The 15,541-nt window shown below is 74.2% G+C and carries 15 protein-coding genes; 8 read left to right on the forward strand and 7 right to left on the reverse strand.

Annotated features, from left to right (window positions below; all coding sequences use genetic code 11):
- Positions 1-17 precede the first annotated feature (17 nt).
- Positions 18-881, reverse strand: coding sequence for an AfsR/SARP family transcriptional regulator (locus ACIP37_RS36205; protein ID WP_363582743.1), 864 nt, complete (start codon positions 879-881; stop codon positions 18-20).
- 235 nt (positions 882-1,116) lie between these two features.
- Positions 1,117-1,770 carry a ScbR family autoregulator-binding transcription factor gene (locus tag ACIP37_RS36210; protein ID WP_363633690.1) on the reverse strand — a complete coding sequence of 218 codons (654 nt, stop codon included), beginning with the start codon at positions 1,768-1,770 and terminating at the stop codon, positions 1,117-1,119.
- 461 nt (positions 1,771-2,231) lie between these two features.
- Between ACIP37_RS36210 and ACIP37_RS36215 the strand changes: the two genes are divergently transcribed.
- From ACIP37_RS36215 to ACIP37_RS36225, 3 genes are all read left to right on the forward strand, one after another.
- Complete coding sequence (locus ACIP37_RS36215; protein ID WP_400812167.1) at positions 2,232-3,236, forward strand: ScbA/BarX family gamma-butyrolactone biosynthesis protein; 1,005 nt, start codon at positions 2,232-2,234, stop codon at positions 3,234-3,236.
- Positions 3,237-3,521: 285 nt separating this feature from the next.
- Positions 3,522-4,052, forward strand: a complete 531-nt coding sequence (locus tag ACIP37_RS36220) for a DUF5959 family protein (RefSeq protein WP_400812169.1) — start codon at positions 3,522-3,524, stop codon at positions 4,050-4,052.
- 215 nt (positions 4,053-4,267) lie between these two features.
- The gene (locus ACIP37_RS36225) at positions 4,268-4,933 is read left to right on the forward strand and encodes a response regulator transcription factor (RefSeq protein ID WP_400812171.1); all 666 of its coding nucleotides are present in this window, start codon (positions 4,268-4,270) and stop codon (positions 4,931-4,933) included.
- Positions 4,934-4,977: 44 nt separating this feature from the next.
- Here the strand turns inward: ACIP37_RS36225 and ACIP37_RS36230 are convergent, their stop codons facing one another.
- The 3 genes from ACIP37_RS36230 to ACIP37_RS36240 all read right to left on the reverse strand — a co-directional run bounded on the left by ACIP37_RS36230 (position 4,978) and on the right by ACIP37_RS36240 (position 8,585).
- Positions 4,978-6,300 (reverse strand): sensor histidine kinase, encoded by a 1,323-nt coding sequence (locus tag ACIP37_RS36230; protein ID WP_400812173.1) that lies wholly within the window; start codon positions 6,298-6,300, stop codon positions 4,978-4,980.
- 129 nt (positions 6,301-6,429) lie between these two features.
- Positions 6,430-7,818 (reverse strand): FtsX-like permease family protein, encoded by a 1,389-nt coding sequence (locus tag ACIP37_RS36235; protein ID WP_400812174.1) that lies wholly within the window; start codon positions 7,816-7,818, stop codon positions 6,430-6,432.
- Entirely contained in the window at positions 7,815-8,585 is a 771-nt protein-coding gene (locus tag ACIP37_RS36240) for an ABC transporter ATP-binding protein (protein WP_400812192.1), read from the reverse strand. The genes ACIP37_RS36235 and ACIP37_RS36240 overlap by 4 nt, the downstream gene beginning before the upstream one ends.
- Positions 8,586-8,898: 313 nt before the next feature.
- On the opposite strand from ACIP37_RS36240, the gene ACIP37_RS36245 reads away from it, so the two are divergent.
- The 5 genes from ACIP37_RS36245 to ACIP37_RS36265 all read left to right on the forward strand — a co-directional run bounded on the left by ACIP37_RS36245 (position 8,899) and on the right by ACIP37_RS36265 (position 13,765).
- Positions 8,899-11,034: a serine/threonine-protein kinase gene (locus ACIP37_RS36245; protein ID WP_400812176.1), complete on the forward strand. Its 2,136-nt coding sequence runs from the start codon at positions 8,899-8,901 to the stop codon at positions 11,032-11,034.
- Between the two features lie 180 nt (positions 11,035-11,214).
- Complete coding sequence (locus tag ACIP37_RS36250) at positions 11,215-11,760, forward strand: hypothetical protein (protein WP_400812178.1); 546 nt, start codon at positions 11,215-11,217, stop codon at positions 11,758-11,760.
- Entirely contained in the window at positions 11,757-12,668 is a 912-nt protein-coding gene (locus tag ACIP37_RS36255) for a ketopantoate reductase family protein (protein ID WP_400812180.1), read from the forward strand. Before ACIP37_RS36250 ends, ACIP37_RS36255 begins: the two co-directional genes overlap by 4 nt.
- Positions 12,669-12,854: 186 nt before the next feature.
- The gene (locus ACIP37_RS36260; RefSeq protein ID WP_363582723.1) at positions 12,855-13,256 is read left to right on the forward strand and encodes a hypothetical protein; all 402 of its coding nucleotides are present in this window, start codon (positions 12,855-12,857) and stop codon (positions 13,254-13,256) included.
- Positions 13,257-13,399: 143 nt separating this feature from the next.
- Positions 13,400-13,765 (forward strand): hypothetical protein, encoded by a 366-nt coding sequence (locus ACIP37_RS36265; RefSeq protein ID WP_400812181.1) that lies wholly within the window; start codon positions 13,400-13,402, stop codon positions 13,763-13,765.
- Positions 13,766-13,929: 164 nt separating this feature from the next.
- Here the strand turns inward: ACIP37_RS36265 and ACIP37_RS36270 are convergent, their stop codons facing one another.
- Positions 13,930-14,193 carry a hypothetical protein gene (locus ACIP37_RS36270; protein WP_363582719.1) on the reverse strand — a complete coding sequence of 88 codons (264 nt, stop codon included), beginning with the start codon at positions 14,191-14,193 and terminating at the stop codon, positions 13,930-13,932.
- A gap of 109 nt (positions 14,194-14,302) precedes the next feature.
- Positions 14,303-15,427, reverse strand: coding sequence for a methyltransferase domain-containing protein (locus tag ACIP37_RS36275; RefSeq protein WP_400812183.1), 1,125 nt, complete (start codon positions 15,425-15,427; stop codon positions 14,303-14,305).
- Positions 15,428-15,541 lie beyond the last annotated feature (114 nt).

A 15,541-nucleotide genomic window follows, 5' to 3' on the forward strand; every position in this document is an offset into this window, starting at 1 on the left:
CCGCCTCCGTGGCGGGCTCAGCCGACGCGGGTGAGCCGGGTGGTGCGAGGAGGGGTCTGGTCGGCGGGGGTGGCGGGGCCGGCGGCACGGTCGGGCTCGGGGCGATCGGGGTTGGCGAGCAGGATGGAGCGCTGGAGCCGTCGCAGTCCGGCCGAGGGTTCCATGCCCAACTCCCGTACCAGGGTGTTGCGCAGGCGCTGGTAGGCCTCCAGGGCCTCGCCCCGTCGGCCGGAGCGGTGCAGGGCGATCATGTACTGGCCGTGCAGGCTCTCGTGGGTGCGGTAGCGGTCGACCAGGACGGTGAGTTCGGCGAGCAGGACGCGGTGGCGGCCCAGCCGCAGGTCGGCCTCGATCCGCTGATCCAGCGCGCAGAGCCGGGTCTCCTCCAACCGCTTGGCCTCGACGGCGAGTTGACCGCCGAGCGGGACGTCGGCGAACGCCGGACCGCGCCACAGGCCGAGCGCCTCGCCCAACTGGCGGGCGGCGAGCGGGAAGTCGCCGCCGTCCATGGCCCGGTAGCCGAGGCCCGCGAGGCGGTCGAACTCCTGGAGGTCGACCAGTCCGCCGCCGCTGTCGAGCCGGTAGCCGCCGGGCGAGGTCACCAGGACGTCCTTGGCTCCGCACGCTCCTCCGGCGTCATCGCGGTGGGCGAGCGCCCGGTCGATGAGGTCGCGCAGTTGGAGGACGTAGGTCTGGACGGTGGTGCGCGCGCTGCGTGGCGGATGGCCGGACCACAGTTCCTCCGCGAGGACGCCCGCCGAGATGACCTGGTCGGCGCGCAGGGCCAGCAGGGCGAGCACTTGCCGTGGTTTCGGCGCCGAGGGCACCACCGACACCCCGCACACCTGGACCCCCAAGGCCCCCAACACCCGGATCTCCATGACGTCCACCCCAATCCAGACGGATCGGCGACCCCGACGGCCACCGGCCGGCCGGCGCTGCGGCTACCGCACAGCCGAGCACCAGGTGCTCATCCAAAAACAGGACGGACGGTTTGTCAATACAAAACCGAACGAGCTGTTTGTTTTTGAACGGACCATCGAACTCCGGACTGCGGCGACCGACCGGACCGACCGCCGCCACAAGTGCCGCCGCGTCAGCCCCGGGCGCAAGCCGTCAGGCGCCACCAGCACGGGCCGCCGCCAGCTCGGCCACCACCCGCCCACCACGGTCCGAGCCCAGATCCAGCGCGGCCAGCACCCCGGGGACCGCGATGCTCGGCATCACGTGCCGGTACAGCACGGCCACCCGGCGCTCCAGATCCGCCCGGCCGGACATCTTCTGGGACTGGATCTGCACGCCCGTCCAGGCGCCCGTCATCAGCCACGCCGTCTCGGCCGGCAGCACGTGCGGCAGCAGCTCGCCCCGCTCGCCGGCCGCCGTCAGCACCGCCTCCAGCCGGGCGATCCACCCGGGCGTGGCACCGCCACTGAGGTCGCCGAACACGTCCTGGCCGAGCGAGAGCCGCGCGCCCGCGCTCAACAGCGGGTCACCCGGCATGAGATGGGCGACGACCATCCCCAGGTCGACGAACTCCTGGAGCTTGCAATGCCGTTCGGGGATCTCGTCCCGACCGAACTGCTCCTCCACGACGCCCTGCGCGAGCTCCCGCTTCGACGCGAAGTGGAAGTACACCGCACCCCGGGTCACACCCGCACGGGCGACCACCTCACCGATCGTCGCCCCCTCGTACCCGTGCTCGTCGAAGACCGAGGCCGCCGCCTCCAGGATCAGCCGACGCGTCCGGATCGCCCGCTCCTGCCGCACCACCGCAACCACCCCGCCCGAAACGCTCGGCAAACAAAACCAAACACCCTGTATCTTACCCGCCGGTCAACCGGCGATCCCTCGCCCCCAGGTCGCATGCACCCGCCTTCGAGTGAAGGAAAACCGCGTGGACGGTACAGGGCGGGAAAGCGACCGCCACCCCTCCCCCGGCCGACAGAGCCGGAATCCGGCTCCCCACTTCCGGCCGCATCCCACCGAAAACGGCCCGCCGTGATAATGCACCTGTCACCCCACTTTTGGGGATTCCTTTGCAGGCCAGACGGCATCCACCCCAGGTTCGGGCCACCCGGACGGCCATCGCGCGGCACCTGGAGCGACCACCCGACCACGCTCGGCCGCCAACGAACCTTCGTTCGGGCTCCTTGAAAACCAAACCGGAAGGTACGTATCTTACGAGCCCTGAGCAGCCCACCCCGCCCGCCACGGCCTTCCGGAGCGCTCCCATGACCCTGCTTGCCTACCGCGCCCCCGCCATCTCCCGCGCCGCCGGCGCGGACCACGGCACCACCCCCGGCCGCACCGCCGGACCGGCCGTGCCGACCGGACCGGCACCGCGCCTGACCAGCACCGTTGCCAAGGAGTACGTCCACCGGGCCTGTCACGCCGAGGTCTTCCTCACCGGCAGCGAGCAGCTGAACGAGACGACCTTCGCCGTCACCGCGCAGTGGCCGCGCGCCCACACCTTCTTCACCACCCCCGACGGAACCCGGCACGACCCGATCCAGGCCGCTGAAACGATCCGCCAAGCCGGGCTCTACCTCGCGCACACCCGGTTCGGCGTCCCGCTCGACCACAAGTTCATGATGTGGAACCTCGACTACACCACCCGCCCCCGCCAACTGCTCATCGGCGCGGCGCCCACCGACCTCACCATCGAGGCCAGACTCGTCCCACAGCCGCGCCGGGCCGGCACCACCATCGACTTCACCCTCAGCACCGTCATCCGACGCGGCGCCCACCTCGCCGCCACCGGACACGCCCGGTTCACCACCGTGCCGGACTCCACCTACCGGCGGCTGCGCGGGGCACGCCGCGAGGCCGACCCGGCGCCCGCCGTCTCCGGCGAGCCGCTGGCCCCGGGCCGAGTGGGCCGGATCCGCCCCTGCGACGTCGTCCTGACCCCGGCCGACGCACCCGGGACCTGGCACCTCACCCCCGACCTCTGGCACCCGATCCTCTTCGACCACGCCAACGACCACATTCCCGGCATGGTCCTACTGGAGGCCGCCCGCCAGGCCACCAACGCGCTCGTCTCACCGGCCACCGTCATCCCCGCCTCCGCCGCGACCACCTACCACCGGTACGCCGAGCACGACGCCGCCACCACGATCACCGCCCGGCACACCCCCGGTGACGACCCGGACGCCCTCACCACCACCGTCACCGGCCACCAGAACGGCGAGCCGATCTTCACCACCGTCCTGACCGGCCACGCCGACCAGCGGTGACCGGCGCCGCTGGGCACTGACGGGCGCCGACGGGCACTGACGGGCGCCGACGGACTCCCGTCGACCCGCGCCGGCCCCGACCAGTCCCGGCCGGTCCCGACCAGGGCGGACCAGCCCTGAGCAGCGCGGACCACCAGCCGACCACCGCCCCACCCGGCCCGTCCGACCTCCACGGTCGGGCGGGCCGTCGGCGCGCCGGAGACGAACCCCTCCCACGGACTGGCACCGGACGAACACCTGCGCGAGGATGTCAGCCCTTGGATTCGCAGTGACCGGGAGTACACAGTGCGTGAAGTCGCTTCGCACCAGAACGAGTTGATCAGACTGACGGACCGCCCCGGCACCGACGACGCCACCGGGCACGAGGGGCGCACCGGCGGGCGGAGCGTACGGGTGCGGGTGCTGGGGCGGCACGCACCGGGCTCCCTGCTCGGCCACGACTGGCTGGACTGCGAGATCACCGTCACCGCCGACTCGGCCCGCGGGCAGTTCGTCACACTGGTGACTGGACGTCAACTCCAGCAGTGGGAAGCCGCCCTGGAACGTCTGGCGCGACGCGAGGCGGTGCGCTGGCTGGACGAGGAGCACGGCCCGGAGCTGCGGATCGAGCCGGGGCGACCCGGCGGCCTCTGGGTGACCGTCTCCGACGCCGAGGACTCCGGCGTCACCCTCCGGGTCGTCCTGTCCCCCGCCCCCGGCTGGCTGGACGAGCAGCGCGCCCTGCTCAAACTCGTCCGGGACGCCTACCCGTTCGAGGTGGTCGAGGTCGCCCCCGGCGTCCACGCCTGGCGCGGACAGCAGGGGGACGAATACTGACGCACCGTCAATACCATTCTGACGAAGGGGCCGACGCCCCGCGCAGCGAGCCGTCGGGCAGGGCGAGGAGGAGGAGCCGCACGGCACGGGCGGCGAGTTGGACGGCGGAGCCGCACGGCACGGGCGGCGAGTTGGACGGCGGAGCCGGCCGACAGCCGGCCCCGGGCGGCCGGGCGCCGACCGGCGGCGGACCGGCCACCGCCGATAATGGCGACATGATCGAGAAGCAGCTCCGCGTCGTCCTCGCCGAGGACTCGGTGATCCTCCGGGACGGCATGGTCGAACTCCTCACCGCGCGCGGGTGCACCGTGGTCGCCACCGCCGGGACGGCCCCCGAACTGATCGCCGCCGTCGACGAGCACCGGCCCGATGTGGCCGTGGTCGACATCCGGATGCCGCCCAGCCACACCGACGAGGGCATCCGCGCCGCCGTCGAGCTCCGCTCCACCTCGCCCGGGGTCGGCATCCTGGTCTTCTCCCAGCACGCCGAGCCCGCCTGGGCGGCCCGGCTGCTCGCAGGTGGCGCCGCCGGCGTCGGCTATCTGCTCAAGGAACGCGTCGCCCGCACCTCGGAGTTCGTGGACGCGCTGCACCGGGTGGCGGCCGGCGGCACGGCGCTCGACCCGGAGATCGTCAACGGCCTGATGCACGGCGGGCGGCGAAACCGTGTCGACGCGCTCACCCCGCGCGAACGGGAGGTACTGGAGCTGATGGCGCAGGGCCACTCCAACCGTTCGATCGCCGGGCTGCTCGTGGTCTCGGAGCGGGCGGTGGAGAAGCACGTCGCCGCCGTCTTCGCCAAGTTCGACCTGCCGGCGACCGAAACCGACAACCGGCGCGTCAAAGCCGTCCTCACCTACCTCGCCGAGACCGGCGGCTGAGCCGGGAGCAGCGGTTCCGTGGACGGCCGCGCCGCGGCCACCCGTCACAGGCGGCTCGGCAGTTCGGCGGTGACCGTCGTCGGCCCGCCCGGCGGGCTGTCCACCCGCAGCACCCCGTCCACCGCCGCGAGCCGTTCGGCCAGGCCCGCCAGGCCCGAACCCGAACCCGACCCGGAGCCCGAGCCGGAGCCCCCGCCCGGGGCGGCGCCCCCGCGGCCGTCGTCGCGCACCGTCAGCCGCACCCGCCCGTCGGCTGCGCTCGCCGCGAGCTCCGCCGCCGCCGCGCCGCTGTGCTTGGCGACGTTGGTCAGCAACTCGGCCGCGCAGAAGTAGACGGCCTGCTCGATCGCCGCGTCCGGCCGCTCCCTCAGGTCCAGCCGTACCGTGACCGGCACCGGCGCGGTGGCGGTGAGCCCGGGCAGCGCCTGGGCGAGGCCGCCGTCCAGCGCCACCGGGTGGATGCCCCGGGTGAGCCGGCGCAGTTCCGCGATGGTGTCGTCGGTCTGCCGACGGGCCCGGTCGACCAGGGTGCGCAGGCGCTCGGTGTCCGGAGCGCCGGGCGGGCCGGGCAGCCTGGTCAGCCCGGGCTGGGCGTCGCCAACGGCCTCACCAACGGCCTCACCGGTGACCGCACCGAGGGCGTCGTCGGCCAACGAGAGGGTGATGGCGAGCGCGACCAGTTGCGCCTGCGTCCCGTCGTGCAGATCGCGTTCGAGGCGGCGCAACCGGTCGGTGTTCTCGGCGAGCAAGGTGGCCCGGGCGGTCTCCAGCTCGCGCACCCGCTCCTGCGACCGCACCGGGCCGAGCAGCAGCCGGGCGAGGCTCCGATTGGCCGCGCTCACCGCCCGCAGCGCCGCCGGCACCGCCGCCAGTACGGCGAGCCCGGCCGGGGCCCCGGCCACGTCCAGCCAGCCAACCGGTCTGGGCCCCGGCTCCAGCAGCCGCACCCACAGCGGGAAGCCCACCAACCAGACGCAGCTGAGCGGCAGTCCGACCGCGACCAGGAAGCCGAGCACCCCCAGTGGCAGCCGCAGCAACAGGTAGAGCAGCGCCCGCCAGGCCACCGGGTCGGTCAGCACCGCCCGGCCCCGGGCGATCGCCCCGGACGGCCGGGGCAGCGCGCCCGGGGCCGACACCCGCTCGCCGAGCAGCCGCCCGACCAGTCGCCGGTGCAGCCCGCCCAGCCCGCGCGCCCCGGCCAGGGCGGCCACCACGAACGGCAGCCCGAGCACGGTGAGCGAGAGCAACGCCCCGGCATAGAGCACGGCCACGGCGTAGACCCCGCCGAGCACGCCGATCGGCAGCCCGAGCAGCGCGAAGGCCAACTCGCCGCCGCGCACCGACAGATACCGCCGACGCTCAGCCACCGTCCACCTCACCACTCCCACTCACCACGCTCACCGCACTCACCACTCACCACTCACCGCTTCGACGACACACCCAGGCGGCTTCGACCCGGCCCCACCGCACCTGGCGAAGGGCCCGGCCACCCCCGCTCACCCCCGCTCACCGCCGACCGCCTCGACCGCGCGCCCCCGGATCGCCCGCAGGCCGGCGCCCAGGATTCCCGGTACCGTCAGCGCCGCCGCGCCCGCCACCACCCAGCCGCACGCAGCGCCGGGCACCACCGGCAGCACCGACCCCGTCACCGCCCGGGCGAACGCCCCCGTGGCGACGGCCGCCACCGCCGCACCCAGCAGCACGCCGACCGCCGTGGTGAGGGCCGCCTCGACGGACAGCATCCGCAGCAGTTGCCGCCTGGTCGCGCCGACCAGGCGCAGTAGCGCGAACTCGCGCCACCGGTCGGCCGTCAGGGCGACCAGCGTGTTGACGGTGGAGACGGCCGCGAAGCAGACCAGCATCCCCAGTTCCGCCTCCCGGAGCCAGACGTCCGTCACCTTGGTGACGCTGGTCGCGGCGCCGGTCGTACGGACCACGTGCTCGGCGGTGCTCGTCATGATCAACATGGTGCCCGACAGCCCGACCAGGAGCGCGACCGGCACCACGGCCGAGGAGAGCCGGGCCGCGTAGCCGCGCAGGTTGGCGTCGGCGAGCCAGCCCGCCCCGGGGGCCAGCACCCGTACCGGCGCGCCGAGCACGGCGGCCACGGCCCGTGCGGCGAGCGGCCCGAGCAGGGCGAGGGCGACCAGCAGCACCAGCGAGCCGAGCATCGCTGCCTGCCCCGCCTTGTCCAGTTCACCGGCCCCTCTGGTGGCGGCGAGCCGCAGCAGCAGCACCCCGCCCGCCAGGACGGCCAGCCCGGCCAGCACCCGTAGCACGCCCGTGCGCCGCTGGCCCGAGGTGTCGGCGGTCAGCGCGGCGGCCGGGGTGAGCCGGGTGATCCGTCGGGCGGCGAGGGCGGTGGCGGCCAGGCCGACCAGCAGCGCCACCGCCAGTGCGGCCAGCATCGGCACCGGCGTCCCGGGGATCCGCAGGCCGGGCGCGGCCAGCCCGCGCCGTTGGAGCGCGGCGAGGAAGCCCCGGGCGGCGAGGGTGCCCGCCGCGCCGCCGGGCACGGCTGTCAGCAGGACGGTCGCCGCGACCTGGGCCCGCACCAGCCGACGCACCTGACGGGGTGTCGCGGCGACCGTCCGCAGCAGGGCGAGGTCGCGGTGCTGCTGGCGGAGGGTGAAGCCGAGCGCGTTGACCACGACGAACAGCGCGACCAGGACGGCGATCTCACCGAACGCCCCCGCGATCAGCAGCAGGCCCGGCCCGGCCACCGCCCGGCGGGCCACCGCGGCGGGGGCCGTGGCCTGGGCGGCGACCAGCGAGCCGAACAGCGTCACCGTCGCCACCGCCAGGAACAGCGCCACCGCCAGCCCGGCGAAGGCGGCCGGTCGGCGCCGGATCTGGCCGGCCGCCAGGGAGAGGACGGGGCTCATCGCGCTCCCCCGCCCAACCGGCTCACCCGCTCGCCGACCTGTGCGGCGGTCGGCCGGTCGAGCTCGTCCACCAGCAGCCCGTCGGCCAGCAGCAGCACCCGGTCCGCGTAGCCGGCGGCCACCGGGTCGTGGGTGACCATCACACACGTCCGCCCGTCCGCGTCCACACCGGAACGCAGCAGGTCGAGGACGTCGTGCCCGGTCGCCCGGTCGAGCGCGCCGGTCGGCTCGTCCGCGAACAGCACGGCCGGCCGCGCGACCAGCGCCCGGGCGATCGCCACCCGCTGCTGCTGGCCGCCGGACAGCTGCCCGGGCCGGTGCCGCTCCCGCCCTGACAGGCCGACCCTGGCGAGCGCCTCCCGCACCTGCGCCCCGTCCGGCCGCGCCCCCGCGAGCCGCCCGGGAAGCTCGACGTTCTGCGCGACGGTCATCGCGGGCATCAGGTTGAACGCCTGGAACACGAACCCCACCCTGGTGCGGCGCAGCTGCGCGAGCCGCCGCTCGGGCAGCCGGGACACCTCCGTCCCGCCCCAGCGGACGGTGCCCCGGGTGGGGCGGTCCATCCCGGCGAGGCAGTGCAGCAGCGTCGTCTTGCCGGAACCCGAGGGCCCCATCACCGCCGTGAACGTCCCCGGCGCGAAGGCCACGGACACCCCCCGCAACGCCCGGACGGCGGCCGTGCCCCGCCCGTACTCCCGGTGCAGCCCGTCCCCGGTCAGGGCCGCGCCCGCCACCTCACCGCTCGCCGCCGCGGCGGCTGTCGTCATCCCGTTCATGCCCTCCATCCTGGGCATGAACGGCCGCACGATCGATTGGGCTGGCCCCCCAATTCGGGGTTCGGAAAACCGAACCCCGCAGGTGGCCCTACCTCCGGACCCAGGACGCGTACGTCGGGTCGAGGCCGTCGCGGTCCCGTCCCACCCCGGCACCGTCGCGGTCCGGTCCCATCCCGGCACCGTCGAGGTCGAGGTCGACCGACCGACCGACCCGAGCCACCGTCACGGCGCCCGCCGGTGCGGTACTAGGCTGGCTCCCGTTTGACCGGGGGACGGGGGACGGGTGTCTGAGGACGGGGGTCACGTGACCTTGCTGGAGAACGATCCGCGCGAGATCGGCGGGTACCGGCTGGAGGGCCGGATCGGCGCGGGCGGGATGGGCGTCGTGTACCGCGCGCGGTCGCTGTCCGGGCGGCAGGTGGCACTCAAGGTGATCCGCCCCGAGCTCGCCGGGGACGAAGAGTTCCGGGCCCGGTTCCGACACGAGGTCGAGGCCGCCCGCCGGGTGAGCGGGGCGTTCACCGCACCCGTCGTCGACGCGGACCCCGACGCCCCGTCGCCCTGGCTGGCCACCCTGTACGTCCCGGGCCCTTCGCTGGCCGAACGGGTCGCCCGGCAGGGCCCGTTGAGCCCGCCGGAGGTACGGCGGCTGGCGGCGGGCCTCGCGGAGGCGCTGCGGGACATCCATCGCGCCGGGCTGGTGCACCGGGACCTCAAGCCCGGCAACGTCCTGCTCGCGGAGGACGGCCCCCGCGTGATCGACTTCGGCATCGCCCGCGCCCTGGACGGCACCCAGCTCACCAGCACCGGCGTCGCCGTCGGCACACCGCCGTTCATGGCGCCGGAGCAGTTCCGGCGCGGCGACACCAGCCCGGCCACCGACGTGTTCGCGCTCGGTTCGGTGCTGGCCTTCGCGGGCACCGGGCGCGGTCCGTTCGGCGCGGACTCCTCGCACGCGGTGGGCTTCCGGGTCGTCTACGAGGAGCCGGACCTCGCCGGGCTGGCGGCGGAGCTGCTCCCCATGGTCGCGGCGTGCCTCGCCAAGGAGCCGACCCGACGGCCCACCCTGGAGACGTTGCTGACGTGGTCCGTCGCGGGCGTGGAGCCTCCCCCGGCCGCGCCCGACACCCGGCCCGCGACCGTGTGGGAGCGGCCCGCCGTGCCGCCCGTACCGACCGAGCCGGACGTCCGCTCGGCACCCCTCGCACCCGCCCTCCCCCCGCCCGCCGGGCCCGCCGTCATACCGGCGCCGACCGACCCCGTCGTCCCCAGGCCACGCCGCCGGACGGCCGCGCTCGTCGTCGCGGTCGCCGTCGCGCTGGCCGCGGCCGGCGGCGCGGCCGTCCTGCTGCGGCAGCAGGAGAAGGACAGCGGCGGTGCCGGTGCCCTGCCCCCGGCCGCCTCGGCTCCGTCCACTCCCGGTCAGTCAGGCCGGTCCGGCCCGCCCGACTGCCCCTCGGCCCGCGCCGTCGTGGGCGGAGACGGGCCGTTGAAGACCGTCATGAGCCGTTGGACGGCCGACTACCACCAGGCGTGCCCCACCGCGAACGTGGCCACCGCCGACCTGGGCGGCACCGCCGACCAGCAGTTCGTCGCCGGCCAGGTCGACGCCGTCACCCTCGACGACGCGCCCCTGGGCGACGAGGGTGACGGCCTCGGCAAGCGGTGCACGGCCGCCCGGCCCGCCCAACTCCCGCTCGCCGCCCTGCCGATCGCGGTCGTCTACAACGTCCCCGGGCTCGACTCGCTGGTACTGGACGCCCCGACGGTGGCCCGGATCTTCAACGGCCAGATCACCAGCTGGCGGGATCCCGCGATCGCGACGCTCAACCCCGGCCGGGTGCTGCCCGACTCGGCCATCACCGCGGTCCACCCGTCGGCCGAATCGCCGATCACGCTCGGCTTCACCCGCTACCTCGCCAAGGCCGCGTCCGCCGCCTGGCCGTACCCGACGGCCGCCCGCTCCTGGCCCGCCCAGGCGACGGGCGGTCTGGCGGTCGGCGATCTCGGCGCCGTCCGCCAGACGGTGACCGGCAAGTCCGGCGCGATCGCCTTCCTCCCGCTCAAGGACGCCGACGGGCTGCGGACCGCGAAACTGTCCGCCGGCTCCGGCCCGGTGGCCGCCACCACCGAGGCCGCCACCGCCGCCCTGGTCGGCGCCAAGGTCACCGGCACGGGCGCCGGCCTGACGGTCGACGTCGACTACGCGAACCCCGGCTCCGGCGCGTACCCGCTCGTCCAGGTCGGCTACGCGGTGTTCTGCGACACCAACGCACCGGACAACCGCGGCAACCGCCCGACCCAGGCACTGGCCGGTCTGCTCTCCCACGCGGTGAGCGCCGCCGGCCAGCCGGCCGCGACGCAGCTGGGCTACGCCGCACTGCCGCCCGCCCTCGCCCGTCAGGTCACCGACGCGCTGAACGGTCTGACGGCCGGCTGACCGGCACGGTGGGCGCTGGGCCCGCCGCCCCCTCCCGCCCGGCGAGTCGGTGCCGCCGCTCACCGACCGCGACGCCCGACGGCAGGACGCGGTTCGGGCCACCGCCTCGGTACGCCCGCGAGCTGAACCTCGCCCGCCCCCGGGCCCCGCGCCGCCCATCCGACGAGGGATCATGAACGGGTGACCATCGACCTGCTGCCCGGCCACGGCGTCCGCATGCCCGCGCCGCTGCCTGGACTGCGCTTCGGCCTCACCGAGGCGACGGTCCGCCGCCTGCTGGCCCCGCACCACGAGGCGCTCCCGGGCGGTGTGCACCCCATCTTCGTCTGCGGCTCCAGCTGGGCGCTGTACTTCACCCTGCCCGGAGTCGGCGTCACCCTCTGCTCGGGCTCGGGCGAGCGCCTCCGGGCCGTCTTCCTCTCGCGCCGCCCGGTGGAACCGCTGGAGGGTGCGGCCGCCTGCCCGGTCGGCCTCCACGGCGTCGACGTCTTCGGCCGGCCGGCCCACGAGGTGGTCGAGGCGCTGCGCGCCGGGGGTCTGCCCGTCCCCGATCCCGCCCACGGCAACGTCCGGTACGACACACTGCGCCTCAGCCGAAACACCCCCGTGCGCTGGACCCCGGCCGGCGGGCGGAAGCCGCGCCACGAACCGCCGTTCACCTTCGGCCTCGTCTCCCTCTCCGCCCCGGAAGCCCACCCCTCACCCCTTCACCAGGAGTCGACATGACCACCACCCCCGCGTCCACCTCCGCGACCACCCCCTTGACCATCGCCGTCCTCGGGCCGGGCGGCGTCGGCGGCCTGATCGGCGGACTGCTCGCGCGCGCCGGGCACCGGGTGATCTGCCTGGCCGGCGAGGAGACCACCGCCGTCCTCAACCGGGACGGACTGCACGTCCGCAGCGGGCAGTTCGGCGAGTTCACCGCCCGGGTCGAAGCCGCCACCGAACTGCGCGAGCCGGTCGACGCCGCGTTCGTGACCGTCAAGGAGACGGCGCTGGCCGACGCACTCGACCGGATGCCGCCGCAGGCCCTCGGCTCCGCCGTCGTGGTGCCGCTGCTCAACGGACTCGACCACGTCGCGGCGCTGCGCGAGCGCTACCCGGCCGGGCAGGTCGCGGCCGGCACGATCCGGGTCGAGGCCACTCGGACCGCGCCCGGGCGGATCGAGCACACCAGCCCCTTCACCGTGCTCGAACTGGCCGGACCGGCAGCGGACTTGGCCGAGCAGCTGCGGCGCACCGGCCTCGATGTCACGCTTCGCGAGGACGAGACCGCGATGCTCTGGAGCAAGCTCTCCTTCCTCGCCCCGTTCGCGCTGCTCACCACCCGCCACCGCAGCGAGGTCGGCGTCGTACGCACCGAGCACCGGTCCGAACTGCTCACCGTCCTCGACGAGATCGCGGCCGTCTCCGGCGCGGCGGGCGCCCCGGCGGACGCACAGGCACTGCTCGCCGCCTTCGACCGGGTGCCCGGGTCGATGAAGTCCTCGATGCAGCGCGACGTGGAGGCAGGCCGTCCGATCGAACTGGACGCCATCGGCGGCGCCGTCCTGCGGGCCGCCGCCGCACACGGGGTCGACACCCCGACCCTCGCCGGACTGGTGCGCGACCTCTCCGGACCGGCCAACCGGTAGCAGTCCCGGCCGACTTCACGTCATGGGCAGCACCCCTGACGTGAAGTCGGCGAAGTCGAGTCCGGAATCTGATGTTCCATCAACTCCCTTTCCTGGCCGACAGTAAAGGTTCACCCATGATTCACCCGATCGGGCGGAACCACGAGCGGGCGATCAGGCGTTGTTGCCGGCGGGAGGGATACAGACATGACAAGGAAACCGTACCGACTGGCCGCCGCCGCACTCGCGCTGCTCGCCACCGCTCCACTGCTCAGCGCATGCAAGGACGTCGACCAGGCACTCGACTGCGGCAAACAGGCCGTCAGCATCACCGGCGACATCCAGGACCTCGCCTCATCGGCCATCAACGTCGGCCAACTCACCGACCAGGATCGCCGCAAACACACCTCCGACGCCCTGAAGAAGGTCGGCGACGACATCAAGAAGCTCCGCGACCACAACAGTGGGGACAAGCTCGACAAGGCCACCGACAAGCTGAACAAGGCCGTCTCCAGCGCCCAGGACAACGTCTCCAAGGGCAAGATGCCCGACATCGGGGCGATCACCGACGCCGCCGGCGACGTGACCAGCGCCTGCGCCGGGTCCTGAGCCACCGACCGCACCGCCCGCTCCCGGCCCCGCACCCGCGGGGCCGGGAGCAACCCGGGGCCCGCCCCGGCCTGTCGCCACCGACCGGGCCCCGCCAGGCGGTAGGAATGGCACCGGGACCGAACCGCACCACGGAGGCACCGGTGAACCACCCGATCCTCGACCAGATCCGCGACCTGCGCGCCGAGTTGGCGCCCGGCGACGCCGCCCCGGCACTCGTCACGGCGCTCGCCGACGGCACGGCGCCCCGCCCGGCCCTGGCCGAACTCGCCGCCCAGCAGCACCGGATCATCGCCTCCGACCGGCGCAGCCTGCTGCTGCTCGCCACCCGCAGCGCCGACCTTCCGGTGAGCGCCTGGTTCGCCGCCCTCGCCGGGGCGAGAGCGCCGCGCTGCGCACCCTGCCCGGCCTCGCCGCCGCCTGCGGCCTCGGCCCGGACGAACTCGCCACCCGGCCACCACTGGCCGGCTGCCAGGCCTACCCGGCCTACCTCGCCTGGCTCGCACTGAACGGCGAGCCCGCCGCCGCGGCCGCCGCGCTGGTCGCCAACTTCACGGCCTGGAGTAAGTATACAGACGTAGACTTAACCCCTGGCCTGCGGAAACACGTACAGCTCACCAGCTACGCGCTCGTCGCGTGAGCTTGGAGGCTCCGGTTTGAGCGGGGCGCCCAATCAGGGCATCGTCTTCCGCCCTGGCATGCTGATAGGCATCCACGGCCAGGGGGCGGGGCGCAGACCGGTTGCTTCCTCAAGCGGCCGGACGCGGTACCCGGCCTTGATCATCTGGGCCTGGAGCCAGTTGGAATCGCACCCGTAAACCGTCGCGAGCCTTCTGACGCCGACGCCGGAGGCGTACCGGAGGGCGATGGCCGGCAGCGCGGCGATCACGAGTGCCCTGAGCATGGCCTGCCGGTCTTGTTCGGTGGTGGCCCACATGGCTACTCCTGAGGAGGGTGGGGAGTCCTCCGACCTGCGGCAGCGGGGGCAGCCGCAGGGCGGGGGTGGGCCCGCCGCTGGGGGTTGAGGGCGGCGGGGGTGCGAGGTGTCAGTCCCGGGTGGGGACGGGGTTGTCGGGGCTGTCCAACCACACGGTGTGGCTGTCGGGGGTGACGGTGAGGCCGAAGCGGTCGAAGCCGGGGCGGCCCTGGCCGTCCCACCAGTGGTAGGCGGCCTCCACCTCGTTCCAGAGGTTGCGGGGGCCGGACTGGTACACCTCGTACTCGGTGCGGCCGTGCTCGTAGTCTGCTGACGCCCAGGACCGCTTGTCGCGGCTGTAGATCCACAGCGTGTACGCGCCGTTGTCGTAGCGCTCGGCACGCCAGAACGCGCCGGGTACCCCGAGGCCGATGACGAACTGCTGGAACCACTCGCCGGTGTCCCACGGGGACAGCGTGGTGGTGCTCTTCACGCCGTCGGCCGGCCAGGGCACCCCGTGCAGGTACTCCTCGAACAGCGGCCGTTCGGTGCGCTGCTGACGCAGCCTCATGAAGGCGGAGCCGCCGGTGAACGTGCCGACCGCGCGGGACCGGTCGTCGTTCACGATCAGGCGGACGATCTGCTCGCCGCCGTACTCGGTGCCGAACGGGGCCACGATCACCGCGCCGGGGGCCGACTGCTCCAGCCACGCCGCAGGGATCTCCAGCACGGAGCACGTGGCGATGATGCGATCGTAGGGAGCGCCCTGCGGCCACCCGGCCCGCCCGTCGCCCTCGACCACGGTCGGAGCGAGTTCGGCCCGGCCCAGGTTCTCCCGCGCCCCCCGGGCGACCTCCGGGTCGTACTCGACGCTCACCACGTTCGCGTCCCCGAGCCGCCGGGCCAGCAGGCCCGCGTTCCAGCCCGTACCCGTGCCGATCTCCAGCACCCGGTCACCCGCGTTCACGTCCAGCGTGCGGAGCATGGAAGCCACCATCGTCGGCATGGAGTTGGACGAACTCGGGGTCGTCCCGAGCCCATCCCCCTCGTGGTCGCCGTCGTCCCACTGCGTCGTCAGTGGGATGTCCGAGTAGACCGCCCTGCGCCACGCCCCGGGGTCCTTCGACCGGTACACCACGGGGTTTTGTTTCGTGCCGTTCGCGATGCCGGGCCAGATGCGGTCCGGGACGAACTGCTCGCGGGGTACGGCCTCGAAGGAGGGGAGCCAGTCCGAAGTGAGTGCGCCGCTGGCCACCAGCGCGGAGGCGAGCCCCTGAGAGGGTGTTCGATAGGGGATTCCCCCCAACTGTCCGGCTTTGGTTCTTGCGGCACGGACTCGTTTTCAGGATCTCGTGGCGGCCGGGTCCGT

It is taken from the genome of Kitasatospora sp. NPDC088861, from assembly GCF_044750105.1.
GTDB lineage: Bacteria > Actinomycetota > Actinomycetes > Streptomycetales > Streptomycetaceae > Kitasatospora.